At 35.7% G+C, this 25,803-nt stretch carries 26 protein-coding genes; 8 read left to right on the plus strand and 18 right to left on the minus strand.

The window, feature by feature from the left end:
- Window positions 1-61: 61 nt before the first annotated feature.
- From ACRD62_RS03260 to fmt, 3 genes are all read left to right on the plus strand, one after another.
- Window positions 62-1,048: a dihydroorotate dehydrogenase-like protein gene (locus ACRD62_RS03260; protein ID WP_430818687.1), complete on the plus strand. Its 987-nt coding sequence runs from the start codon at window positions 62-64 to the stop codon at window positions 1,046-1,048.
- 156 nt (window positions 1,049-1,204) lie between these two features.
- On the plus strand, window positions 1,205-1,393 hold the full coding sequence (locus tag ACRD62_RS03265; RefSeq protein WP_430818688.1) for a C1orf53 family protein: 189 nt from the start codon (window positions 1,205-1,207) through the stop codon (window positions 1,391-1,393).
- Window positions 1,394-1,402: 9 nt separating this feature from the next.
- Window positions 1,403-2,368 (plus strand): methionyl-tRNA formyltransferase, encoded by a 966-nt coding sequence (gene fmt, locus ACRD62_RS03270; RefSeq protein ID WP_430818689.1) that lies wholly within the window; start codon window positions 1,403-1,405, stop codon window positions 2,366-2,368.
- A gap of 25 nt (window positions 2,369-2,393) precedes the next feature.
- Here the strand turns inward: fmt and ACRD62_RS03275 are convergent, their stop codons facing one another.
- Window positions 2,394-3,332: a glucosaminidase domain-containing protein gene (locus ACRD62_RS03275; RefSeq protein WP_430818691.1), complete on the minus strand. Its 939-nt coding sequence runs from the start codon at window positions 3,330-3,332 to the stop codon at window positions 2,394-2,396.
- A 257-nt stretch (window positions 3,333-3,589) separates the two neighbouring features.
- On the opposite strand from ACRD62_RS03275, the gene ACRD62_RS03280 reads away from it, so the two are divergent.
- On the plus strand, window positions 3,590-4,084 hold the full coding sequence (locus tag ACRD62_RS03280; RefSeq protein ID WP_430818692.1) for a cytidine deaminase: 495 nt from the start codon (window positions 3,590-3,592) through the stop codon (window positions 4,082-4,084).
- A 2-nt stretch (window positions 4,085-4,086) separates the two neighbouring features.
- Here the strand turns inward: ACRD62_RS03280 and ACRD62_RS03285 are convergent, their stop codons facing one another.
- The 9 genes from ACRD62_RS03285 to ACRD62_RS03325 all read right to left on the minus strand — a co-directional run bounded on the left by ACRD62_RS03285 (window position 4,087) and on the right by ACRD62_RS03325 (window position 11,499).
- A complete protein-coding gene (locus tag ACRD62_RS03285) occupies window positions 4,087-4,773 on the minus strand; it encodes an RluA family pseudouridine synthase (RefSeq protein ID WP_430818693.1) in 687 nt (228 codons plus the stop codon).
- Window positions 4,774-4,784: 11 nt separating this feature from the next.
- Complete coding sequence (panB, locus tag ACRD62_RS03290; protein ID WP_430818694.1) at window positions 4,785-5,603, minus strand: 3-methyl-2-oxobutanoate hydroxymethyltransferase; 819 nt, start codon at window positions 5,601-5,603, stop codon at window positions 4,785-4,787.
- 211 nt (window positions 5,604-5,814) lie between these two features.
- The gene (locus ACRD62_RS03295; RefSeq protein WP_430818695.1) at window positions 5,815-6,987 is read right to left on the minus strand and encodes a hypothetical protein; all 1,173 of its coding nucleotides are present in this window, start codon (window positions 6,985-6,987) and stop codon (window positions 5,815-5,817) included.
- Window positions 6,988-6,998: 11 nt separating this feature from the next.
- A complete protein-coding gene (locus tag ACRD62_RS03300; protein WP_430818696.1) occupies window positions 6,999-7,616 on the minus strand; it encodes a cytochrome b/b6 domain-containing protein in 618 nt (205 codons plus the stop codon).
- 1 nt (window position 7,617) lies between these two features.
- Window positions 7,618-8,550 (minus strand): cytochrome c3 family protein, encoded by a 933-nt coding sequence (locus ACRD62_RS03305; protein ID WP_430818697.1) that lies wholly within the window; start codon window positions 8,548-8,550, stop codon window positions 7,618-7,620.
- A 90-nt stretch (window positions 8,551-8,640) separates the two neighbouring features.
- Window positions 8,641-9,048, minus strand: a complete 408-nt coding sequence (locus ACRD62_RS03310; RefSeq protein WP_430818699.1) for a c-type cytochrome — start codon at window positions 9,046-9,048, stop codon at window positions 8,641-8,643.
- A gap of 28 nt (window positions 9,049-9,076) precedes the next feature.
- Entirely contained in the window at window positions 9,077-9,955 is an 879-nt protein-coding gene (locus ACRD62_RS03315; RefSeq protein WP_430818700.1) for a DUF5777 family beta-barrel protein, read from the minus strand.
- A gap of 12 nt (window positions 9,956-9,967) precedes the next feature.
- The gene (locus tag ACRD62_RS03320; RefSeq protein ID WP_430818701.1) at window positions 9,968-10,351 is read right to left on the minus strand and encodes a hypothetical protein; all 384 of its coding nucleotides are present in this window, start codon (window positions 10,349-10,351) and stop codon (window positions 9,968-9,970) included.
- 65 nt (window positions 10,352-10,416) lie between these two features.
- Window positions 10,417-11,499, minus strand: coding sequence for a hypothetical protein (locus ACRD62_RS03325; RefSeq protein WP_430818702.1), 1,083 nt, complete (start codon window positions 11,497-11,499; stop codon window positions 10,417-10,419).
- A gap of 368 nt (window positions 11,500-11,867) precedes the next feature.
- On the opposite strand from ACRD62_RS03325, the gene ACRD62_RS03330 reads away from it, so the two are divergent.
- Both ACRD62_RS03330 and ACRD62_RS03335 read left to right on the plus strand, forming a co-directional pair.
- Window positions 11,868-12,566: a Crp/Fnr family transcriptional regulator gene (locus ACRD62_RS03330; RefSeq protein WP_430818703.1), complete on the plus strand. Its 699-nt coding sequence runs from the start codon at window positions 11,868-11,870 to the stop codon at window positions 12,564-12,566.
- Between the two features lie 229 nt (window positions 12,567-12,795).
- Window positions 12,796-13,419 (plus strand): UbiA prenyltransferase family protein, encoded by a 624-nt coding sequence (locus ACRD62_RS03335; protein WP_430818704.1) that lies wholly within the window; start codon window positions 12,796-12,798, stop codon window positions 13,417-13,419.
- 52 nt (window positions 13,420-13,471) lie between these two features.
- Here ACRD62_RS03335 and ald read toward each other — a convergent pair whose 3' ends face one another.
- From ald to trxA (ACRD62_RS03360), 5 genes are all read right to left on the minus strand, one after another.
- The gene (gene ald / locus ACRD62_RS03340; RefSeq protein ID WP_430818705.1) at window positions 13,472-14,593 is read right to left on the minus strand and encodes an alanine dehydrogenase; all 1,122 of its coding nucleotides are present in this window, start codon (window positions 14,591-14,593) and stop codon (window positions 13,472-13,474) included.
- Between the two features lie 174 nt (window positions 14,594-14,767).
- The gene (locus tag ACRD62_RS03345; RefSeq protein WP_430818706.1) at window positions 14,768-16,048 is read right to left on the minus strand and encodes an L-cysteine desulfidase family protein; all 1,281 of its coding nucleotides are present in this window, start codon (window positions 16,046-16,048) and stop codon (window positions 14,768-14,770) included.
- 224 nt (window positions 16,049-16,272) lie between these two features.
- Window positions 16,273-18,711 carry a TonB-dependent receptor gene (locus ACRD62_RS03350; RefSeq protein WP_430818707.1) on the minus strand — a complete coding sequence of 813 codons (2,439 nt, stop codon included), beginning with the start codon at window positions 18,709-18,711 and terminating at the stop codon, window positions 16,273-16,275.
- A 287-nt stretch (window positions 18,712-18,998) separates the two neighbouring features.
- On the minus strand, window positions 18,999-19,487 hold the full coding sequence (gene trxA / locus ACRD62_RS03355; protein WP_430818708.1) for a thioredoxin: 489 nt from the start codon (window positions 19,485-19,487) through the stop codon (window positions 18,999-19,001).
- Between the two features lie 26 nt (window positions 19,488-19,513).
- Window positions 19,514-19,873 (minus strand): thioredoxin, encoded by a 360-nt coding sequence (gene trxA / locus ACRD62_RS03360; RefSeq protein ID WP_430818709.1) that lies wholly within the window; start codon window positions 19,871-19,873, stop codon window positions 19,514-19,516.
- Between the two features lie 124 nt (window positions 19,874-19,997).
- Between trxA (ACRD62_RS03360) and ACRD62_RS03365 the strand changes: the two genes are divergently transcribed.
- Together ACRD62_RS03365 and ACRD62_RS03370 are read left to right on the plus strand one after the other, a co-directional pair.
- The gene (locus ACRD62_RS03365) at window positions 19,998-21,428 is read left to right on the plus strand and encodes a CCA tRNA nucleotidyltransferase (protein ID WP_430818710.1); all 1,431 of its coding nucleotides are present in this window, start codon (window positions 19,998-20,000) and stop codon (window positions 21,426-21,428) included.
- Between the two features lie 5 nt (window positions 21,429-21,433).
- Entirely contained in the window at window positions 21,434-21,940 is a 507-nt protein-coding gene (locus ACRD62_RS03370; RefSeq protein ID WP_430818711.1) for a TrmH family RNA methyltransferase, read from the plus strand.
- 153 nt (window positions 21,941-22,093) lie between these two features.
- On the opposite strand, the gene ACRD62_RS03375 is transcribed toward ACRD62_RS03370, so the two are convergent.
- The 3 genes from ACRD62_RS03375 to ACRD62_RS03385 form a co-directional block, all read right to left on the minus strand.
- Entirely contained in the window at window positions 22,094-23,089 is a 996-nt protein-coding gene (locus ACRD62_RS03375) for an endonuclease/exonuclease/phosphatase family protein (protein ID WP_430818712.1), read from the minus strand.
- A complete protein-coding gene (locus tag ACRD62_RS03380) occupies window positions 23,086-24,516 on the minus strand; it encodes a hypothetical protein (RefSeq protein WP_430818713.1) in 1,431 nt (476 codons plus the stop codon). Before ACRD62_RS03380 ends, ACRD62_RS03375 begins: the two co-directional genes overlap by 4 nt.
- A gap of 443 nt (window positions 24,517-24,959) precedes the next feature.
- Window positions 24,960-25,688: a hypothetical protein gene (locus tag ACRD62_RS03385; protein ID WP_430818714.1), complete on the minus strand. Its 729-nt coding sequence runs from the start codon at window positions 25,686-25,688 to the stop codon at window positions 24,960-24,962.
- Window positions 25,689-25,803: the final 115 nt, after the last annotated feature.

The raw sequence follows: 25,803 nt of genomic DNA on the forward strand, positions 1-25,803 counted from the left end.
ATCAATGATATTGATAGTAAAAATAGATAATTCAACCCTTAATCAATAAAAAATCTACCAAATGCCAGACATTTCAACAACCTACATGGGTCTACACCTGAAAAGTCCGATTATTGTTGCCAGCTCAGGTTTAACCAATTCATTGGATGACATTAAGAAAGCTGAGGCAGCAGGCGCGGGTGCCGTAGTATTAAAATCATTATTCGAGGAAGAGATCATCACCGAGATGGATAGACAACTGAGTAAGATGCACTCAGAAAATTACCTCTACCCTGAAACCATGGATTTTTATGAGAACTACGATGTGGAAGACACCCTGACGGGCTATCTTAAACTAATTAACGATGTAAAACATGAAACTAAAATTCCAGTAATTGCCAGTGTCAATTGTATTACATCGCATAATTGGCCATACTTTGCCAAATCACTGGAAGATGCCGGAGCAGATGCACTAGAATTAAACATTTCGGTCTCACCAGACGATATTGATCAATTGTCGACTGATTATGAAGCTACATACTTTGACATCATTAAAGAGGTACTTAAAGAAGTTAAAATACCAGTTGCCATAAAAATAAGCCATTATTTTTCCAACCTTGGCGGCATGATTAAAAAGTTATCTGAAACAGGAATTTCCGGGTTAGTCCTTTTTAACCGATTCTACTCTCCGGATATTGACACAGATAATCTGGAAGTAGTACCAACACACATCTTTAGTGAAGAGAAAGAATATGTGATGCCTTTGCGCTGGATTGCCATCACTTCGGATAAAGTAAAATGTGACCTTTCAGCAACAACAGGCATTCATGATTCAAAAACCATCATCAAGATGATTTTGGCTGGCGCCTCAACTGTTCAATTGGCCAGCTCGCTTTATAAAAACGGAGTTGAAACCATTGAACGCTATAATCGTGAAATAGAAAGCTGGATGACTAAAAAAGAATTTGATAGCATTGATCAGTTCAAAGGTATGCTTAGTCAGAGTAAACTCACTAATCCTGCTGGATATTTCCGACTTCAGTTTATGAAACAATTCAGTAACAAATAAATAACTAGCCGGGGATTCTACTCCGGCTTTTTAATTGGATACCTTTCGAATGTTATTTAAATCAGAATAAGCCAAATGATATGAACACCTTTCTTAGTCTGCCTTTTTTTATTGCTTTCGTTTAGATAATTTCGCAACTTATTCTAAAGAGAAAGAATGTATACAGACGACTCATATATGGCACAGCCTTTAAAAGAAGGTGTTGATTTTTACATGGATCCCAAAGGCTATCGGGTAATGACGGCCAAATACCTGACAGAAAGAGGATATTGCTGCGGAAACGGCTGCAGACACTGCCCTTATTTTCCACCTCATCACAAAGGTAATCGCGAATTAAAAGAATAACAGTTGGTTATGGAAGATAGAAATTTACGAATAGTATTTATGGGCACTCCCGACTTTGCAGTTGAAAGCCTGAAAGCACTGGTTGAAAATAAATTTAATGTTGTAGGTGTTATCACTGCTCCGGATCGCCCTGCCGGTCGCGGACAGAAATTGACACAATCGCCGGTAAAAGAATATGCAGTGGAGGTAGGATTACCTGTTTTACAGCCTGAGAAACTGAAAAATGAAGACTTTTTAAATCAACTTCGTGACCTAAAAGCTGATCTACAAGTTATTGTTGCATTTCGTATGTTGCCTGAAGTGGTTTGGAATATGCCTCGTTTGGGTTCACTCAACCTACATGGTTCATTATTACCACAATACCGTGGTGCTGCCCCTATCAACTGGGCCGTAATTAATGGAGATAAAAAAACAGGAGTTACCACTTTCTTCCTACAACACGAGATTGATACCGGTAATATTATTATGCAGGAAGAGATGCCGATACTTGACGATGACACGGCCGGTTCGGTTCACGATAAAATGATGGTACTGGGAGCTGAGGTGATTTTAAAAACAGTGGATGCTATTCATAAAAATGAAGTTAAAGCAGTTCCTCAAAACGAATTCTCCAACGAAAGTGAATTACGTCCAGCACCTAAAATTTTCAAAGAAGATTGTAAAATTGACTGGAACAACAGCTCGGAAGCCATCAGAAATAAAATCAGAGGATTGTCGCCCTATCCAACTGCCTGGACTGAACTTGAGATGAACAACGGGAAGCTGATCAGCATCAAGATTTTTAATGCAATTATTTCAGATAAATTACAATTAAAGCCGGGTACAATCGAAAGTGATAACAAAACATTCATTGCCATCGGCACAAACGACAAAGCCATACTAATTACCGACATACAGCTGGCCGGTAAAAAACGCATGCTTACTCAGGAATTATTAAGAGGTTTCGACTCTGAACAAATAAAGGGAATCAAATAAAAAAGCGGCTAATGCCGCTTTTTCTTTATTTCTTTTTGCTTCGTAAATTCAGTTTATCACCTACCTTCAACTTAGCATTCTCATTCAATCCATTATAACGCATCAGGCTTTTTATTTTTACTCCGTATTTTTGAGAAATATAGTGTAAAGTCTCGCCCTCTTTAACCGTATGAATCTGGTGTCTGCGATTAGCTTTCCCTTTTTTCGATTGAATATACAAATAGCGGTATTTACTGATATCTGCACCTTTTTTAATATCGTTGTATTTATATAATTCCCAATCTCTTAAACCAAATTCAGTGGCAATAGCTTCAAAAGTATCTCCTTCCTCTGTACGAATATATTTAACTCCATTATTGTAATCTGGAACATGAGTATTGTATGGATTGATTACAAAATTATCATTTCCGGAAACAGATTTTTTGGCATCACTTCTGGTCCACTCCTGCTCCTCATCAAGCAAATACAATTTATTCTCCTCTATAATATTAATTAAACGATGAGCATATTTCGGATCGGTAGCATAACCCGCTTTTTTCAATCCTTTTGCCCAACCTTTATAATCAGTTGTTTTTAATTCAAATAAAGAAGCATAACGCTGTTTCCCGGTTAAAAAATCAGAGTGATCGATATATGACTCATAAACTGTTTTGTATTTTCTGAAACATTCATTTCTGCGATCATCATCATGATATACCTTCTGACCATTCCAGTCGCTATGACACTTAATACCAAAATGATTGTTTGATTTACGTGCCAGTGTACTGTTACCATTACCCGATTCAAGAATACCTTGAGCCATGGTAATACTTGCTGGTATCCGGGTTCGTTTCATTTCTTTTATAGCCAGATCCTTGTACAACTCAATATAGTCGGCAGTAGTGTATTTTCGTTTTGACTGAGCTTGAACTGAAAAGAAATTAATTGATAAAACTGCTAATAATAAAACCGCTATACGAGTCATTTGCTAAACTTTAATTAAATTACATGGCTTGGCTTCGGACAAAGATAAAAATTTAGCTTTGCTACCAAATGTTTAGCCTTTAAAAACAATATTGTAATTTTGAAAACGCAAAGATGAAATAAAACTTGTATAAGAAGAACATAAAATTTCCCAAACCGAATGAATCTAATTCTGAACCTTTCCTAATTTTGTTTTAGATGATCAAAAAACAAATGGATCATTTACTGCAAATTAAGATCAGATACTAATTGCACAAGATGAAAAACATAAATATCAACACGCACATAACAGTTTTCGAATCGCAATCAGAACTACCTGTTGCCGATCAGGAACTGGTTGAAGCTGCCAAAGAAGCTTGCCTGAAAGCATATGCCCCTTACTCAAGTTTTAACGTTGGAGCAGCAATCAGATTGGCTAATGGAGTAATTATTAAAGGTAATAACCAGGAAAACGCAGCCTACCCTTCTGGCTTATGTGCCGAACGAGTTGCCATGTTTTATGCAAACTCAAGCTATCCTGATGTTGCAGTACTTGGTATTGCAGTAATTGCCATGAACGATGACGGAGTGATTAAAAATCCGATAGCTCCATGCGGTTCGTGTCGTCAGGTATTACTTGAAACCGAGTTACGCATGAAGCAGGAATTTTATACATTATTGATTGGAGCTACAGAGGTATATAAGATTGACAGTTCAGCAGCTTTATTACCCCTGTCGTTTACCGGAGAAGGATTAAAACGTAAAAAGCCGTAAGGCTAGTTTACGTTTTTAAATTCTTTCCACAATGGCTCATCATCTGGTGTTTTGGCAATAATCTCTACAGGCTCTTTTTTAACCGGATGAATAAATGATATTCTGCGTGCATGTAACGAGATACCACCATCCTTATTGGAACGACTGAACCCATATTTCAGATCACCTTTAATGGGGCAACCAATCTTTGCCAACTGGCAGCGAATCTGATGATGACGACCTGTTTGAAGATCCACCTCCAACAGGTAATAATTTTTCAGGCCTGAAACCAATCGATAATTAAGAATAGCTTCTTTTGCACCTGCCCGCATCTTTGGAAATGCATAAGACTTATTTTTTTCTGAATTCTTCAGAATATAATGTCGTAATTCAGCTTCATCCACCTCAGGTAATTCACCCACAATGGCCCAATAGGTCTTTTTAACTTCCTTATCCTGAAACATTTTATTCAGACGAGTTAAAGCCTTTGTTGTTCTGGCAAATAAAACTACTCCACTCACCGGACGATCCAAACGATGCACTACTCCCAGGAATACATCCCCGGGTTTATCGTATTTCTTTTTGATATACTCCTTAACCTTGTCACTAAGCGTCTGGTCTCCGGTTTTATCACCCTGCACAATATCAGATCCGGATTTATTAACCGCAATGATATGGTTATCTTCGTAAAGAATATCGAGTTTACTCATCAATCAATTTATTAATATTGCTCTCTTTCATTTGGAAAATCAACACTCTTCACATCATCAATGTAATTACCAACAGCTCCTGTAATTTCGGCATACAAATTATGGTAACGTCTTAAGAAACGAGGTGAGAACTCCTGATTAATCCCCAACATATCATGTAAAACCAACACCTGGCCATCTACTTTATTACCAGCACCGATACCTATGATAGGAATATGAAGCTCTTCGGCAACACGACCTGCCAAATCAGCCGGAATTTTTTCCAATACAATAGCAAAACAACCTGCTTCCTGCAACAAGTGAGCATCCTCAATTAGCTTATTGGCTTCCTCTTCCTGACGGGCACGAACTGCGTAAGTACCAAATTTATGAATAGATTGAGGTGTTAATCCCAGGTGTCCCATCACTGGTATACCAGCAGATAAAATACGTTGCACCGATTCAATAATCTCACTTCCTCCTTCTATCTTAACAGCATCAGCTGCCGTTTCTTTCATAATTCGAATAGAAGAAGTCAAGGCCTCTTTAGAGTTTCCCTGATAAGTTCCAAAAGGAAGGTCAACCACGACCAATGAACGTTCTACTGCTCTTACTACAGAAGCACCATGATAAATCATCTGATCCAGGGTGATCGGTAATGTGGTTTCCCATCCGGCCATTACGTTTGAGGCTGAATCACCAACCAATATAACATCAACTCCTGCACGATCAACTATATGGGCCAAAGAGTAGTCATAGGCTGTTAACATGGCTATCTTTTCCCCTTTCATTTTTAACTCACTCAATACATGTGTGGTTACTCTTCTAGGGCGTTCCTTTGCTACTGACATTTTTTAATTTTTAAGATGCCTCACGGCAATTAAATATCGTTATGCAGATTTTGGATTTATGAAATAACGACCTGCAAAGTTAGTAATTTGAATGAGGCAAAACCAAAAGTTAATAGCATTATTGGAAATTCAATGGTTAATAGTTCATAAAACACGAATTAGAGGAATACAATTCTCTAAAAATGTTGTAAAAATTAATAAAACTATTCACCTATTTTTTCAGTTTTAACAAGCCCAATAAGCCTAACAACATAATGACCAGTCCAATGTATTTAGTCTCAAACCACCGGTCGAAAACCAAATCCATCTCCACCATGGCAGAATCCTCACCAAAACGAGGATCAAAACCATCTACAGAAATTTTCCACCCTTTAAAACTATGATGCTGAGAAGGACTTAAAGAATGATCTTCATATTTCGAAACGGTATCAAAAACACGTATCTGGGCAATATAACTCTGTTTCTGACTATACAACAGCGACACTTTCAGGCTTTCATCTACGTCCAATGATAAAGGCATATTTCCGGCACTACCAGTACTCACCCATCCTTCGTTTATTAAAATTCCATCGGTATTTGAAATTTTAATTTGAGCAGCCTGTACACTTATTGAAGTATCCCTCGCTTCAAATCCATTAACTGATCCGGTTGCTTTTGGTAAATAGGCTTCCACATCAACCTTCATTTTGCCCAAGGCTACTGATCCTGATTGTAAGAAAGGTGCTGATTCTAATATATTCATACCTTCCGGATTATTTTCTCTGAGAGCAAATTCCAATTCCTTGATAGGTAATTCAAGATTAAGAAGCTTTAAAGCAAAAGGAGTCCGCAGTATTCGGCCATCATGATTTTTCCCTTCAAATATAGCGCGATCATTGCCTATCACCATTTTCATATGATAGTAATCATTTTGTCCTGCTATAGTTGCCATAACAAACACAAGATATCCAAGCAAAGGAAAGATGGGTATCATTTTATTTAAGCCTTGATATTTCTTAATAACAATTGACATTGAAATACCAGAAACCAGGACAACATAAATCAATAAAAAGAAAGCCGGTAGTCCAGTCAGGTACGAGAAATAAGCTAATTTATTACTAAGCGGATCAATAATTAACACCCCTCCGATAATCAGAGACAAAACCATAGATGGTAATAACGCGCCAAAAGAGGCCAACTGTTTAATGAATAATTTATCAGTTATAACACCAATTGCCATACCCATTATAAGGAGCACCAGAAAGAAGTACAAATTCTGTGGCCACAATGGTTTAAACAAGGTAAATTGTCCTAAAACAGAATCAAATAAGAACCCCATTGCTAAAAGCAACAGGGTGATAAGTATACCGGAAATCCATATGGTTCCCTTTTTATTTTTCTCCATATAAAATCTTATTAATGAACTTCGTGATATCCAGTTATAATACTTTTAAAGTTAGCAAAAAAAGTCGCACCCATAGTAGCAAAGTACAAATGAATAATCAAAAACATACTCACAAGAAATCCTGTTGATGCATGTAACAATGCCGTTAATAAGGTACCGCCTATCCCAAAGAAGTTATCAATAATTAATTCGGGAAATAACAAAGCAATACCTGTTATAATTAATACAGGATAAAGTACAAACATCACTCCAACATAGGTTATCTGTTGCAATGGATTAAACTTCATATTCCAGGAGGTAGGATAAGGAGCTTCTTCATTTTTAAATACTCCAAAAACATAATATCTAATCTGCATGGCCAGTCGCTTACCTAATTCCTTAAATACTATATTATAATGGCGCCTGTTACTGGTTGTAAAAAAGAAAAAGAGATAGAACAAGTACGATATCAAGATTATAATTCCGGAAACATTATGACTTGCAACAGCTAGATCAAAGGGAACCAGAATCCAGTTCGGATTGGAATATTGCATACTGATACCTGTAATCAAAAGAACCAAAAAGAAGATTGCATTTAGTGCATGCCAAACTCTTAACCACGTTGGATATAAAAATAACTTTTCGCTCATATCACTTCTTGTTTTTGATTGTTAAACGAAGAATAAAATGGATCAACAAACCTATCAACAACATCCCAAAAAGAATTACACTAACATAATTCAAGGCCAGATTACGATTAGCACCAATCATATAACCTTCATTAAGGATGGCTGCATTAATAAATCCACTTTCCTCACGACTTTCTTTAACTCTGTGAGAATATAATGATTCCATCAATACAGAATTGGCACTATGACACTTCACACAATTCTTTAAAGCTTCTTCTTTTGGTAAAATCTTATGTGACACCAGTAAATCACTTTGAACCTGAGTATGGCAGTCAATACAACGAACATTTTCAAAATGATTAGGTTGATTTGGTAACCAGTTATGCGTTTCTGCAATATCTTTCGGCATCTCATCACTGATTAACCCAAACTTAAACTTGTTCGTGTGACAGTCGAGACACATTTGGTTACTTAGTGAAACCACATCTTTTATACTTTCCTGCCCACGCAATGCCAGTTGATATCCATGTGGATCATGACACATCCAACAATTGAACTTATCATCATTGGCTTTGAAGTGAACACTCTCCATAAATGCCTGCTCAATACCTTCAAAATTGTATTTCGCAAAGTTATCGTCTCCACCATGGCAATCAATACAAGCATATTTCTCTTCCATTCTCAACTCTCCTGAATGTGGAAATGTCTCGTAATCGGGTCTGTGACAATCGGTACATGAAAATTCTTTATGTACCGAAATATGCATCTTCACACTATCGATGTGATAGAATGGATTCATTGGACGTTTATCAACTTTTCCTGTCCACTCATTATCGTATTGATAAAAAACCTGGCCATGACATTTCAGACATTGTTGATTCTGCTGCGCATTACCATAAATACAAAGAGTTAGTAATACAATAAGAAAACAACTGGTTTTATATATTTTCGCCATACTCATTGATTTAGAATATCGATTATATAAAAACTGCCCAACAAGAAGTATGACTCTTCAAGCGGGCAGAGATTTTGTATGTAATATCACCTATTTTTTAAGACTTTTGATATACGTTATTACAGCCCAACGTTCTTCTTCATCTGTAATTTTCTTTTCAAAATTTGGCATATCATCCCTGCCAACGATTGACATATAATAAATGACTCCATCCTTCAAAGCTTTAAACTCGGCTGTTGTAAAGTCACCTAAATCAGCGTCAATACTTCTTGCTTTTGGTCCATCGCCTTGCCCAAAATTACCATGACAAGATTTACAATGCTTTGCATAAGTCATCTTACCTAATTTTAAAGCATCAGCGTCATCGGCAGCATTTGGGTTTTTCATTGCCTTATATTTATCAGGTACATCCCAAGGCTTTTTTTCCTGCCCAAAAGACATCAACAACAGGGCAAACAACACTATCAAACTTCCAGTAAAAATCTTTGCTCTTTTCATATGGTATTGTTTTTAATTTGACAAACTTTTAAAAATTCCACAAACGTGTAATATTAAATCCGAAGCGAATACTTTTAGTGTCCCAATCGGTATCATTATACATGTATAATTCCTGAGGTAATATGCCTACTCCATTTGATATAAATATCTGAAAAGCATGTGTACTGGTTGAGACCTCATAACCTACAGAAAAATGCATCTTGTGGTTATAGTAGAATTCGGTATGTTCAGACATACTTTCAATCTGAAGTGGAATTCCTCCTTCAAAAGTAAGTGAAGATTGAGGACTGAATTTAATTCGTCCTCCAAAACCAATGCCCATTTTATCGTGGTCCATCAGACTGTCTACTGCATTGAAATGAGTAAAATTCACACTCGCCTGTAATGATAGCCAATCATTTACTTTACGACCAACAATTAATTCTGAGAAATAGGACATACGGTCAGAAAACTCATAGTTCTTGCCAAATACTGATTCATGCTGAGCATTTATTGCAGCGTTACCATAAAGAGTTAAACTCACAGGTATGGTATTTTCACGAGTCTGCTCAAAAACAGTATACTTAGCTTGAAAATCCTGGTATTTCTTTTGACTATTGGTACCAAATCCAACACTTAGTTTATCAATTATGGTATAGTTAAGTCCGAGGCGAATATTTGCTCCGGGAGCCATAATTCCGTACACATCACTTATACCGTTTTCCATTGGACCAAAACGGTGACTTATTACCATCTCCAATGTTTTTGCATACTGAGTAACACTGGTTTGATGACTAATCAGAGTTCCGGATTCCCATGGGGAACGAACCGGTTTATCAATCTTCTTTTCTGTTTCAGCTTCTTCCTGAGCAAACAAAACACTACTTGAAAGTAGAGCTAAAACCAATGTTAATATATATTTCTTCATACTGTACAGGTTTTAGTTATCTTGTGCTCCTTGTTGAATCCACACTTTTATCAACTCCCGCTGATTACTTACATAGTCTTTATCTGAATGTACTCCTGATGATCCGGGCATTGTTAAGATTAAACTTTCAGTGGGATTTTCTGTATTAATTCTGCTTTCTGATTGTAAAGACTGATAGGCATAACCTACTCTTAAATCCAGACCTGCAGTACTTGGATGACAACTTGTACAACCTTGAGTAGACCAAATTGGCTCTATCTGTTCAGAAAAACTTACCGTTTCATCTGGATCAACAGGTGCACCTGTATCTGGTGTAATGAAATTGTACTCACAACTGCTCAATACACCTAAGATAAACAACACACCAAATATCTTGATTGCTTTCATTATATTCATATGAATAACTTTACCTAAAATTCAGATGTCAATTAATAATTGACATCTGAAAATCAGTGATATTTTTACTGAAGAACGGCTAATGATTCATTTACCAACATCCTGGCATACTTAGGATTATGAATCATCATACTAAGATCTTCTTCTACAAATTTGTAGTTATAAATCGCACCAGCTATTTCATGAGATACGGTAAGTGGATTTGAACTACTAGCTCTGTTTACTCCATCGTTACCTAAAACATAACCTGAAGCATCAATATATTTTAGTTCAAATAATTTGTCATGCAATTCTTCTAACAGTACCATATTACTATTACGAGCCGACTCTACATAATCAGTCATAAGTGCATCAGAAGTCATATCCTCATGACAGGCAACACATCCGGCACTATTTACTACCTTATCATCACCCCATTCACCTGTACTTACATGATTAGTATGTCCACCAATTTCAAAATCACCTTTTGCCATATGACAAGTAATACAATCACTAGAAGTTGCATGAGTTGAATTGACATACGTATTACTTCCAAGTTCGACTGCACCTGACATTCCGGCACCAGCGATCATATTACCCTGTGGACCGTGATGAGGACCAAAACGATAAGATGTAATAGTATATAAGTCAGATGAGCTTGGATCAATAGTATCAACCGGTCTTGATTGGTGACAAGTTATACAAGTATTTGCATTGGCATTATTAGCTTCATAATTAAGACCTCCTTGAATAAAGTCGACACCTGTATGATTTCTAAGTGTCCAATCCTCTGAAGTGTATGTCTCGTGAATTTGATGACATGTGTAACAGTTTGCAGGTAGTGGCATAGTTGGTGCACTCTCTACGGCTCCGGTTAGTACATATTCCTGGAAACCTTGAGATGAATGACATTGTGCACAACTGGAACTTGTTCCTCTCGCCCATGAAGTACCTTCTGCATGGCCAGAATGCTCCCACATGGCTCCTTTTAGTACCAAATTTTCGTTATTAACATGACACTGAACACAGCCAGCAGTACCATTGGAACCATCCATACCGTTTTCTCCATCTTCACCGTCAGCACCAGCAGGACCTTCTTTAGTACAACTCATTGTTAAAGCAGCTAAAACCACAATAAACAGGTACATTAATTTTTTCAGCTCTTTCATACTTTTTGGATTTAAATGTTAACCCTCCTTTAATAATTTCAGTTTTAACAAGTTTAATGTTTTTTAACAAATAAAGAACAATGGAATAATTGCAAGTGGTGATTGATAAATATCAATACAAACTATCTTAACGCCTAATATTCTACATCTTACATATTTCGGTAATATTTTTACCTTATTATCTAATCTAGAACGATTATAAGCAATAGTTACTGCATTCCAATTTCTTACTTCATATTTGATCTATATTCTGATCAGAATAAAATTTGAATAAAACACTCAACTTATTTTGTTAATATTTGTTATTTATTGTGTAATCATTATTTTTATAATCATATATACCTACATCAATATCTAAATGCCTCAATATGAACAATGCCCAGTTGCTTATCAATAATTGTGCAAGCTGCAATCTCAAATTTTATGGTTTTGATACCATGAGCACTGAGCAATTGAACATTTTCAAGGAATCACACTGCAGAGTTGAATTTAAAAAAGGAGAAACACTGATTAAGCAAGGAGCTAGATGTAGTAACCTGGTTTGTATAAAATCAGGCTATGTAAAAATGCATGTTGAAGGCCTGGGAGGTAAAAGTTTAATTATCAAAGTTTTAAAACCAGGTGATTTCATTATCAGTCCGGGAATATTTGATGATTACAGAAATCACTTTTCAGCTTCTGCAATAACTGATGTAAACACATGTTTGATTAGTATAGATGCTTTTTCGAATGTGTTTCATTCAAATGATCAATTTGCTGAATCAATTCTCAGGCACAATCATCAATTGATGCAAACATTATACAATCAGTTAATTAATCTTTCTCATAAAAAAATGACCGGCAGGGTGGCTGACACCTTATTGTATCTCTCTAATGAGGTGTATGAGTCAAATATCTTTTATACTACACTCTCCAGGCAGGATATGGCAGATTTATCAAGTGTATCTAAAGAGAGTCTTATTCGAATTTTAAAAGATTTTAAGGACAGTGGTATCATACTGGTTGAAGGCAATCAATTTAAAATTCAAGCTACTACTACACTCCAGAAAATTAGTCAGGCTGGTTAAATGAATGGATAAACAATCTCAAATAATTTACAAGTTATTATCCAATATTTCTAATGCGCTAATCTACTCTAATCTTTGGGTGGCATTATCAGCTGGATCAATAACGATATTTATTTTCGTAATCAACAACATAGCAATTAACTATGAAATAGTTATTATAAATATTAGTCTTACATTTTTATCATACAATTACATTTACACGGTTGGGAACAGAACTAATCCAGAGAAGATGGAAGATCATCGTAAAAGATGGATGGACAAAAACCTCATCCCAGCAATTATCCTAAACATTCTAGCTGTAGTTTATATATCGATTCAATTATTTTCTTTAAACAAGATTCAATGGATAATTATTTTGGTACTATCCTCCTTGTCAATTCTTTACCTTTTACCCAACAAAAACCATATTGGACTACGATGGTTACCCGGTTTAAAAATTGTTACTATTTCGGTAAGTTGGGCAATTCTTATAATTCCTTTTGGTTTTTATTCTGAGTTACCAACCTCAGCACTAATTATTCAGAGCATTCTTGTATTTTTATTCGTAATTGCACTGACAATACCTTTTGATTTAAGAGATTTACATAATGATTCTATAGATCTAAAAACATTGCCCCAGATAATAGGTTCGAAGAATGCAGTTAGACTTTCTCAACTTATTTTCATAATAATTGGAACTCTGATTATACTAGATTCTAATGAATTACAAAACAAAATAATTCATTTACTCTTTACCGTTATTAGTTTATTACTCGTTGAAAAATCGAACAATCGGAAAATAAACTATTATAATTTCTGGATAGAAGGCATACCATTCTTTTGGTTGTCGGTTATATTCATCCTTGGCAAATAAAAAAGACCGCCTTTAAGGACGGTCTCTTAAATTTTATCTGATAAAGTATTTATTAAGCTTGCTCTAAAACCTCTTCTACAGAGCGCAATGGAAGATCAAACGCTTCAGATACACCTTTATAAACTACATCTCCTTTAATAATATTCAAACCTAGTTTCAGGGCTGAATTTTCTTTACAAGCCTTAACCCATCCCTTATTTGCCAATTGCATAGCATAAGGTAAAGTAGCATTGGTAAGTGCCAATGTAGATGTAAAAGGAACTGCACCTGGCATATTAGCCACAGTATAGTGAATTACATCATCAATGATATAAGTTGGATCATCATGAGTTGTTGGTTTTGATGTCTCAAAACATCCTCCCTGATCGATAGCAACATCAACCAAAACAGTACCCTGACGCATTGTTGGTAACATATCGCGGGTAATTAATTTTGGTGCTTTAGCACCAGGAATTAAAACAGCTCCGATAATAAGATCGTTTTCTTTAACTGCTTCACGAATGCGCATTTCATTACCAACTTGCGTATGAACATTGGCTGGCATTGTATCATCAAGATAACGCAAACGCTCAAGATTCAAATCCATAATGGTTACATCAGCACCCATACCTGCTGCAATTTTAGCAGCCTGAGTACCCACAACACCACCTCCGATTACCAAAACACGTGCAGGAGGTACTCCAGGAACTCCACCCATTAAGATCCCTCGACCTCTGTAAGTGCGCTCCAAATATTTTGCACCTTCCTGAGTAGCCATTCTTCCTGCCACCTCAGACATTGGAATTAACAAAGGAAGTCTGCGATCTGGAGTTTCTACAGTCTCATAACTTAAACAAATAGCCTTTTGCTCAATCATGGCCTTAGTTAAAGCCTCGCAAGATGCAAAATGGAAGTAAGTAAATAGTAATTGATTCTCTTTAATCAATTTGTATTCCGGCTCAATAGGCTCTTTTACCTTAATAATCATTTCGGCAATAGCATATACCTCTTCAATAGTCGGAAGAATTTGTGCACCAGCATTCGCATAGTCCTCATCATAAAAATCAGTACCCATACCAGCAGTTGATTGCACATACACAGTATGACCAGCTTTAACAAGCTCCAACACTCCCGATGGAGTCATTCCCACACGGTTTTCAGCGGGTTTAATTTCTTTCGGAATACCTATTATCATCTCTAAAAAAAGTAGTTGTTAAATTTTAATTCATGCACCAAATTACGACACTTATTTTCATATAAATCATGAAAATTATCAACTTTCTGAGATATCTGCACCTAAAACATCTGTTTTAAAGCATAAAATAAGGGGGTGCTTTTCGGGATATCCTCTAAATTCAAACTTCAAATGCTAGTTTTCAAGCATCATTTTTATAATCTCCTGATCCGTTTCACGCATACCAATGCTACCTAATCGCCCAACGTTTTTAATGGTATTCTCTACACCTTTTACAACAATACCATCTCCACCATAAAACTGGTGTCCGTTCTTATACATTTCATAGCCTAAAATACCAGCTTCTACAGCAGAGGCTATCTTGCCTGCACAGGATGGTTTTGCACCATCACACACAATACCGGATACAATTGCCAATCCGTTAACAATCGTATGAGCCACTTCTTTATATCTACCCCCTTGCAACCATGCTATTCCGGCACCAGCACCTATACCGGCTGATACAGCTCCACAATAGGCAGAAAGTCTGCCTATTCCGGTTTTTTGATGAATAGTAACCAAATTAGAAACCAGTAATGCTCGATATAATGCATCCTGACTAACTTTCAGTTCTTTGGCATATTCAATCACAGGCACAGAAGCTGTCATCCCCTGATTTCCACTACCCGAAACAATCATAACAGGTAGTTCGCAGCCACTCATACGAGCATCAGATCCGGCAGCAGCAAGCGCTCTTGCTCTGTTCTTAATACCTTTACCCCAGCCATTTAAAAGAACTTTACCAACATTGGCTCCCCAATTATTTTTAATACCTTCCTGTGCAATTGCATAATTCATATTGATCTGACGATCTAATACTTTACTTACATCATCCGGATTAACTGATTCAACAAACATAAGAATACCTTCTACACTCATTTTTGAACGATCGGTATTAACAGTCATATTCACTTCATCACAGATACTGTCATACTGAATAACTTCGTTATTTCTTATTATACGTACAATGTTCGTATGGAAATGTGATATCTGAACAGAAGCAGAAGAATCTTCGCAGTAAACATTAACAACTATGTCGAATATTTTTCCACTTTTTGAAGCATTTACCGTAATATCGTTTGAAGAGAGATACTCCTTTATCTGCTGTTTTTCACTATCACTAACCTTTGAGATGACTTCCAATACTTTGTCTGCTTCTCCGGCAATAATACCAGCTATTGCTGCGGCTTTTATCCCTTTGAGGTTTCCTGTATTAGGAACCACCACACTTTTTACATTTTTAATGATATTATCACTCGCCTCAATAACAACACGATCCGGGAGTTGTCCCAGAACCTTTCTGGCCATAGCTGCAGCATAAGCAATAGCAATAGGCTCGGTACATCCCATTGCCGGCATTAACTCTTCGTGCAATATATTGACGTACATTTTATATTCTTCGTCATATCTATTCATTCCCAATCTACTAGTGGTACTACATTTAATTGTTATGAAGCATTTGAAAGCACACAAAAGTAGGTATCGGCAAATATTCAAAATATGACAATCCGCATCTCTAAGTCTGCATTTTATCGAATTAATAATATAATAAAACGTTACATTCGGATACTTAAAATAAAAATCGCAGGCCAAAACCCGCGATTAAAATTATTCTAAAATTGTAGAAAACTCTGTCCATCTTAAAAACTTAAAGTCAGACGAGCCATATAGTTGGTTCCAGCTTGAGGATAATAGCCATCTAAAACATTATGCTCACCTCCATAATAGTATCGGTATACCCAGGCATTAGATTCATACTTTTCATTGAATACATTATTTACTTTAAAGCCAAAAGTAATATCACCTACACGGTTAATGATAAAATCATAGTTGAATAAAAGGTCGTTTACAAACCAAGCATCAAGCTTACGATCTTCATTGGATGTATTGTCGATATACTGATCGCTGACATATTTACTAATTAAAGAAATAGTAAGTCCTTTTACAGGCATATAATTAAATTGACTAGCAACTGTTACTTCAGGCGAAAATGCAATATCTGTTTTTCCCAGATCTTTTATTTCCTGCCCCCAAGTATCCCAATTATCAACGTATTCGGTAAAGTTTTTTATTTTATTTGTTGATAGACTCACATTTCCAGTCCAGTTAAAGTTTGAAAAGATTAAGACACCTCCACTTAACTCCACACCAGCACGATAACTATCCGGCACATTTTCCATAATGGGTGCACCTACATCATTAATCTGACCCGTTAAAACCAATTGATCTTTGTAATCCATGTAATAGCCATTTAAATTAAAAAAGGCCTTATTGCTGGTGAAAGAATATCCCAATTCAAAATCAATCAACTGCTCAGGATCAGGTTTCTTATCAACAGGTGCATCCCTTAAATCACTCCTTGTTGGTTCTCGTCTGGTGGTAGCGAAAGAACCAAAAAATCTGTGAAAATCATTTAGTTGATAGTTAATACCAAATTTAGGATTTACAAAGTTGAAATTATAAGACTGAGTCAAATCGGCAAAATCGTCATGTATACCACTCATATTAAACCTAACATTTCGATATTGAAGATCACCATACAAACTTAACGCTTCAGTTAGGTTGTAATTTAGTTTTGCATATATATTAAAATCTTTTTTCAAACCATTGTTTCTATACCACTCATGATTTTCAGGAATTCCGTTATTGGTTTCCCACCAAGTAACTTTGCCATAATGATCACCATCGTATTCATTATAACCCCCACCAACTAAAAGATGCATATTATCATTCTGATAGTTGGCTGCGAAAGTAGCTCCGTAAAAGTGATTGTCGAGCCACTTTTGTTGTATCAGGTCTGATCTTCTTATGGTATCATTAGGCTGCAAAACAATGTAGTCAAAACCTACATTGTAATCACTAAATTTTCTATCGTATTTAAAGGAATCATAATAACCTCTACCATATGTATAATGTAAGGCAGCTGTTAAATTAAATAGCTTATTTACTTCATGTGTAAAGTGCAATTGGTAGTGATCTTGCTGATAATTATCAGTTTGATTATTGTAAAGATAGCGATTAAAGGTTCTGGCATTTGAATTATATAAATTCTCTGCCTCTTTGTCAGTCCAGCCATCATGAGATATTAATTTTTCAATTCCTGCCTGATCATTCTCAAGCTTTACTTTAGGAACTCCATTCCAAGCCTGATAGGTTTCCTCTGTACCTGAAAAATTGATAAACTTGATAGTTGATTTCTCACCATAATAGCCTCCTGAAAAATAATAAGATTTTAAGTCTGAAGCACCACGATCAATAAAGCCATCGGATTTAATTCGACTCAACCTAACATCAAATGCTAAATTATTTTGAAGTAATCCGGTAGATACCGCAATAGAGTTTTTAATAGTTCCAAACGATCCATAACTGTTATCTATAAGAGCACCTGCTTTTGTTGCTGAGTTCAGGGTGTTTAAATTTATTGATGCTCCAAATGAAGCTGCCCCGTTAGTACTGGCACCAATACCCCTCTGAACCTGTATTTTATCAACTGAAGCCGCAAAATCAGGCATATTGACCCAAAAAACGCCTTGAGATTCAGCATCGTTTAAAGGAATACCATTAACTGTAACATTAATACGGGTCATATCTGTTCCTCTGATTCTTAGATTGGTATAACCCACACCTGCGCCTGCATCAGAATTCGTTACAACACTTGGCATCTGATCGAGTAAAAACGGTAAATCCTGTCCGTAATTTGTTTTCTGCAATTCCTCTTTTGATATTTCAGAATAAGCCACCGGATCATTTTTTCCGGCTCTAATTGCCGACACAACAACTTCGCTTGTAACAACCACATTAGGCTCTAGAACCACCTGCATGTTTGAACTTGCTATTTGCTCCTTCGTATCATATCCAATAAAAGAGAATACCAGAGTTTGATCTCCGGATGGTAAAATATTAATAATGAATTCTCCATTAGCATTACTAATTGTTCCATGATAACTATGCTTTTCAAGCACATTAACACCAATCAGTGGTTTACCGTTTTCATCTAATACTTTACCCTTAATTTGATTTTGCGCAAAAGCGCCGGAAGACAAAAGTATTGCAATCAATACTAAAAATACATTTTTCATCTAAAAGCAGTTTAAGTTTACAACAAATACCGCAATGAGGATCAAAAGGAGATAACTCTTTCCTTGTCGGCATTACCCGGCCAGGTTCGAAGGGTATGATCTCAGCCCGTAATATTAAGGCACCCCATTGTATAAAATCGGTGCAAATGTACAACACCATTTACAATTAACAAATATTAATATTCAATTTATTCCTACTAAAGATATTGACTTCTAAATGAAGAATACTGAAATAAAAAAGCCGAAGAACTAATTCTCCGGCTTTTCTTGAGACTTATTTGAATTAATTATTTCTCAACTTTAAGAATTTCCTTGATCATGGTTTCCATATCAGTCTTCGGACGAAATCCCATGGCTGCCTGTGGATCTCCTTCAAGAGGAACAAATACGATTGTGGGTAAACTTCTGATACCAAAAGTAGATGCCAATTCTCGTTCCTTATCGGTGTTTATCTTGTAAACCTGAATCTTTCCATCATACTCTTTCTGAAGCTCCTGTAAAACAGGCGACAACATTTTGCAAGGTCCACACCAATCAGCATAGAAATCCAAAATAGCAGGTACTTTCCCTTCATATTTCCATGTTTGATTTTTTTCGTAATCAAACACATACTGTTTAAACGATTGTGCGTTTAAATGTATTACTCCTCCAGCATCATCCGAGGCACTTGCTGTTGTGGTTTCTATTTCAATGCTACTTTCTTGTGATGTTAACGCATAAGTAACAGCCGATATTAATAGAATACCAATAATTAATGGATACTTAAATTTTCGCATCTGACTTAAATATTTGTGGTTACTGATTATTTTTCCACTTTCAAAACTTCTTTGATCGCTCGCTCAAAGGTATCTTTTGGTAAAGCACCCATGGCCATTTGAGGCTGACCTTCTTTAGGCACAAATAGAAGTGAAGGAATACTTTGAATTCCAAAAGCACCAGCTAACTCACGTTCAGCTTCTGTATCAACTTTGTAAACGTTTAGTTTACCATCGTATTCCGCTGCCAGTTCTTCCAAAATTGGAGCTACCACTTTACAAGGCCCACACCAATCAGCATAAAAATCAATTAAACAAGGTACTTCACCTTCAAATTTCCATTCCTTATTCTCTGTATAATTGAACACTTTAGTTTTAAAAGTGTCGTTTGTCAATTTCTCTAGCATATTATTAAATTTAAAAATTAAGATATCTATAAATGTCGATATTTCAATATCAAGTATTGTGCCAAATTCTGATTCTCTAATATAACGTCAATATGCCATAAAAAGTTGTAATTTTGTCAGCGATATGACAGAAAATGGCAGAAATAAAATTGAAAAACTGTTAAATAACCCGGTTTTTCATACAATTAGAGATATAAGTGATGAGATGGGACTTCGGTCATACGTGATCGGTGGCTTTGTACGCGATATTTATTTAAACCGCCCATCAAAAGATATTGATGTTGTTGTAGTTGGCAGCGGAATAGAATTAGCAGAAAAAGTTGCCAGGCGATTAGGTGGGCTACGCTTATCGGTATTCAAAAATTTTGGAACCGCCATGCTTAAGTACAGGGATCTGGAAGTTGAATTTGTTGGAGCCCGCAAAGAATCGTATCAAAGGCATTCGAGGAAGCCCATTGTAGAGAATGGCACATTGGAAGATGATCAAAACCGCAGGGATTTCTCAATTAATGCCCTGGCATTAAGCCTGAATAAAGACTCATACGGAGATTTATTAGATCCGTTTGACGGGATGAACGATATGAAAAATGGAATTATCCGTACCCCTCAGGATCCTGACATAACCTTCTCTGATGATCCCTTACGAATGATGCGTGCCATCCGTTTTGCCACACAACTTAAGTTTCGAATAGAAGATGCTACTTTTGAAGGAATCAAGAACAATAAAGACCGGATAGAAATTATTTCGGGCGAACGCATCGCTGATGAGCTGAATAAGATAGTTATGTCGGATAAACCCTCAATCGGCTTTAAACTGCTTGAGATATCTGGTTTATTAGCTATCATATTCCCTGAACTTCAGGCAATGAAAGGAGTTGACAAAGTAGAAGGAAGGGCCCATAAAGATAATTTTTATCACACACTGGAAGTATTAGATCGTATTGTTCCTACAACTGACAATTTGTGGTTGAGATGGTCTGCTATTTTGCATGACATTGCCAAACCTATAACTAAACGATATGACAAAAATCTGGGATGGACCTTTCACAATCACAACTTTCTTGGAAGTAAGATGATTCCAAGGATCTTTAAAAGAATGAAATTGCCTTTGAACGAAAAAATGAAGTTTGTTCAGAAAATGGTTGATTTACATATGCGCCCGATCATCCTGAGTGAAGACATTGTGTCAGATTCGGCTGTCAGACGTTTGTTATTCGAAGCAGGAGATGACATTGATGAGTTAATGACATTATGCGAGGCAGATATCACTTCTAAAAATGAAGAAAAGGTAAAACGCTACATGCGCAATTTTAAAGTCGTTCGTCGAAAGTTAAAAGAAATTGAAGAAAAAGACAGGGTTCGTAATTTTCAACCTCCTGTTACCGGCGAAGAAATCATGGAAACTTTTGGCATATCACCTTGTAAAGCCATTGGAGATTTAAAAGCCATAATAAAAGATGCGATTCTGGATGGTGAAATTGAGAACAATCACGAAGAGGCTTACGCATTAATGCTAAAAAAAGGAAAAGAAATGGGATTAAAGCCAGTAAAATAGCAACAATGGAAACTCATTCAAAGTACTTTTTCTCAGATCATCATGTGCCGGGCTTGCCTGAGAATATGAAACCCATACTTATTGCAGATTCATTTGCTACTCCTTCAAATATTGGCAGTCTTATCCGATTGGGAGCAAATCTGGGTATTTCCAAAGTAATTGTACTAAATGGTTTCCATCTAAGACAAAGCAAAATTAAAAAAACTGCCGGTGCTGCCTTACAGCATATCGAAGTTGTCTACACCGAAACTCCCCAATTATTATCTTATATTCCCTCAGAATATTCAATTGTAGGAATTGAAACCGCAGAAAATGCCACAAGCATTTTTGATCAACTCCCTAAAAAAGTAGCATTTGTACTTGGCAATGAAAAATATGGCATCAGTAAAGAGGTACTAGAGATATGTCACTCAACAAGGTACATTCCCATGCCCGGAAAAATAAAATCTATGAATGTTTCTCATGCCGCAAGTGTGAGTTTGTTTGAATGGTATAGACAGATTAACAATTAAAGAAAATAATCATTAAAGATTGAGAGCTCTTAAAAACTAATGTTTATATTTGTTACTATACGAATTCAGAAAAAAGATTTTAAGATAAACAGGTTGGCCTTGTCCACTTGTTTTAGGGTTAGTTTTTAAGGGTTATAGGGGAACTTTGTTCCCCTACCTTTTTTTATACTGAATGGTAAGAATCACAGGAAGATGATCACTAACTCCCCCAATGTACCGAGGACCAGAGTAGGTTCGTTTAGGCTTAAGTCCACTATAGCTCTTATCCTCCTCCAATTGCCAATCCATATAGCCAATTTTATGAGATAATACTACGCTATCATTTTGTTTTAAATGTGATGAAATTAATATATGATCAATGAGTGACCATTGTCCCTGAAATTTATGAGAGCCACCTATATTATGAAGCAGAATTTTATTTTGATCAACCAACGAATGAAATCCTCCTTCTTTAAGCAGTAATTGAATAGCCTCACTATCTAATTCATCATTAAAATCACCCATCAAAATGATATTTGCATCCTTTTCTAATAGTTGAATAGAGTCTGTTACTGACTTGATAATGCCGGCAACTCTTATTCGTTTGCCTGCCGAGGCAGTTTCTCCTCCCCGTTTTGAAGGCCAGTGATTAACGATTAAATGTAATGTATCTCTCGACAGTGCAACCCCTTTAACATATAAAGCATCGCGAGTGTAAAAATTCGATGTTGGATCAGTGAGATTTATTGGATGGGAAGAAAGAACAGTAAATTTACTTTGACTGTATAGCAATGCCACGTCTATTCCTCTACGATCAGGCGAATTATAATGAATGAATTTGAAATTCAGATTATTCAGCCCCGTCTCATAAATTAACTGATTAAGTACTTTAGCATTTTCAATTTCACATAAACCAATAATGGATGGATAATTCCATTGATTTACATTCAGAATTACCTTACTAATTTGATTAAGCTTTTGTTTGTATCGGTTATAACTCCAATGATAATCTCCCTCAAATGTGAATTCATCATCCAAAGTCAATGAATCATCTTCACAATCAAAGAGATTTTCAACATTATAAAACATGATAGAATATTGTTCAGGAGAAATAGTCTGACCAGTAAGATGAATTGAAAAAAGTAATAATATAAAAAGAAGCCTGATCATTCTTCCTTTCGTTCCTGACGTTCATAAGCACCTAAATCAGGCCCGCCATCTTCTAAACGACTCATATTTAATAAGTCCAGAGGAAACTGTTTAGCAATCGCCTCTCTTCCAAAATCTTTGGCTGGAGAGAGGGTATCCAATTGATAATTATATGTTTTTGCATCAACAAAATTGGGTTCTTTGTCTGTAATTATATTATCAAAGAAATTCTTGTTTGATATATCATAGCTCGCATTAAGCTTAAGAAGGGTATGATCAAATTTGTATTTCACATCAGCTTCAGGGATTTCCTCTTCTGTATATTCAAAATCAGTACCCAGCTCTACTGAATCTGAACCATAGATTATACAGTTATTAAAATTAGCTTTCTTCAGTGGAATAATTTGAACATTCCCATTATCATCCTTATAATAATTGTTGAGAAAAACACATTTACCGTTTCTACCATACGGATAATCGGTTGTAGCAAAGGTACAATGAGAGAATTCATATTCACCTCCTACTGTAAGTGCAACAGAACTATTTCCACAGTTCCCTATCACACTGTTACTCATGTTAATTACAGAAGATTCAGCCAAAAGTCCAAATGTACTAATGTGTTCAATCTTTGTATTATGTATTTCAACAGGACTCTCGGACTCGCCAACAGAATCAACCAGAATACCCATTAAACCATTTCGAATTATCGCATTATTAAACGAACTCTGCCCTGACCCGGGTAATAGATGAATATACCCCCACTGACCCGGCACATCTGAGTACCATTCTTCTAACCTGTGGCCTGAAAACAATACAGGTTCCTCTTTAGTTCCTTCTACATTGAGTGTACCCAATACAAGAAGGCTGGCATCCTTATAAAAATACAATTTCGCTCCCGGATCAATAGTAACTGTTTCAGCGGAATCAACAACCACAAAATCATAAATTAAATAGGGCTTATCCTTTGTTAAATGCTGGGTTCCAAGCCACTTTTGCGTAAATACTTCAATATTCTGACCATATGCAATCAACTTCACATATTGAATTTTTTGGCTTGTGACTATTCGTATGGAATCATCAACGATAAAAGGCTCATTTTCATCTGATGGGTCAACGGTTACATCAACAAATATATAAAGACTATCTCTGGCCCTTAGAGCAACCTCATCTATGTTATGATCTGAGTATCCGTTTATGTTTATTCTGAAATTACTTTCTTCACCGCCAGCTAAAGAAATATTTGAAATCGTCAGATCTTCATTGTAGGGATTATAGATTTTAAAATTTTTAGTTGTGGAACCTATTGAAGTAAAGATAGTATCAAACGTAACCGTATCCCTAGAAAAATACAATCCATCTGAACCTCCGCGAAAGTCAAATTCCCGCTCACACGAAAAGAAGCTTATTAAGCTAAATAAAAATAATATGATGCTTAAACCCTTCTTCATTATTCAATTCAAGGTGTTATAACTCTATTCTATAAGTCCTTTATAATTTCTTAGGCTGTAAATCCGGCGTGCAAAAATATAAAATGGTTTTTAACTTTCTTATACCACCCACCCTTAATGCAAAATAAGTAAAGGTTGAAGAAAAATCAATAAAAAAATTAAATTTTTGCAATTATATTTTACAAATATTAACAAATAGACTTTACGTGATTTAATTAAAAAGGGTTGCGTATTTGACAACGAATCTTTTTAAAATTTATTACGCCAATTTTTAATAAATATTTTAAAAAAACACATTAATTAAATTTGACACTTTATGAGTTTATGAACTCATGATCCAAATCATTTGAAACAATAGCTCTTATTGCATTATTATCTGCAATAAGAAAACAAAAAAAGCGAAGAAACATCTTCGCTTTCAAATCAGGATATAGTCAATAATATTATTGGTTGGCATAAGAATTACTAAGGTTCTCCCAGCTATTTATATTAAGCATCCACGACTCTAATGCGATATCTTTTTCTTCGTAATTCGAATTTAAAACCTCTACAATTTGCCATGATGAAGTGGATAACATCCAGTCTTCAAGAGGAATTGCAACCTCAACATATTCCTCATTAAAAGTTGTTAACCAACTATCTGTGCTTAGCATCCAGCTTTCTAAAGGAATAGATGCTTCAACTATTGCTGATTCATCAAAATATGTAGAATTTATTAAACTCCAATCTGAAGTATTTAACATCCAACTCTCTAGAGGAATTGAAGCTTCTGCAAACTCCTGTTCAATTGGAAAATTCCATGTTTCAGATAAAACCATCCAATCCTGAACGGGCAATGTTTCTTCCACAAAATCAGAATTGATATAAGCAATTGTTGTTGTAGTTGAAATCCAGGATGCATCACTCATCCAGTTATCAATTACCATAGGTTCTTCAATTACTTCTTCAAAATATTGTTTTAAGTCAATCGGACTTAATTCATTAACAGTTACTGTTGATGCTGTAGTTGCCTGACGATTCAATATAGAAGTTACACTGGCGTTAGTGTAAAAATCTAAATTATTTTGTACCAATGAGAAATAAATACTCAATGTAAAAATACTCAATGTAATGCCGAAAAAAATGTAGTTGGCTGTTGAGTGTCTTTGGGTGTGGTTAATTTCAGTTTTCATGACTATATCCTCCATTTAATTTTGTTACAAAACTAATAACAGACTTTGTGCCACTCACATTAACACATTCATTAATTGCCATTTACAAGATCAAACAAAGAAGATAGAAGGAGTA

The sequence above is a fragment of the Carboxylicivirga caseinilyticus genome, from assembly GCF_050589785.1.
In the GTDB taxonomy this organism is placed as follows: domain Bacteria; phylum Bacteroidota; class Bacteroidia; order Bacteroidales; family Marinilabiliaceae; genus Carboxylicivirga; species Carboxylicivirga caseinilyticus.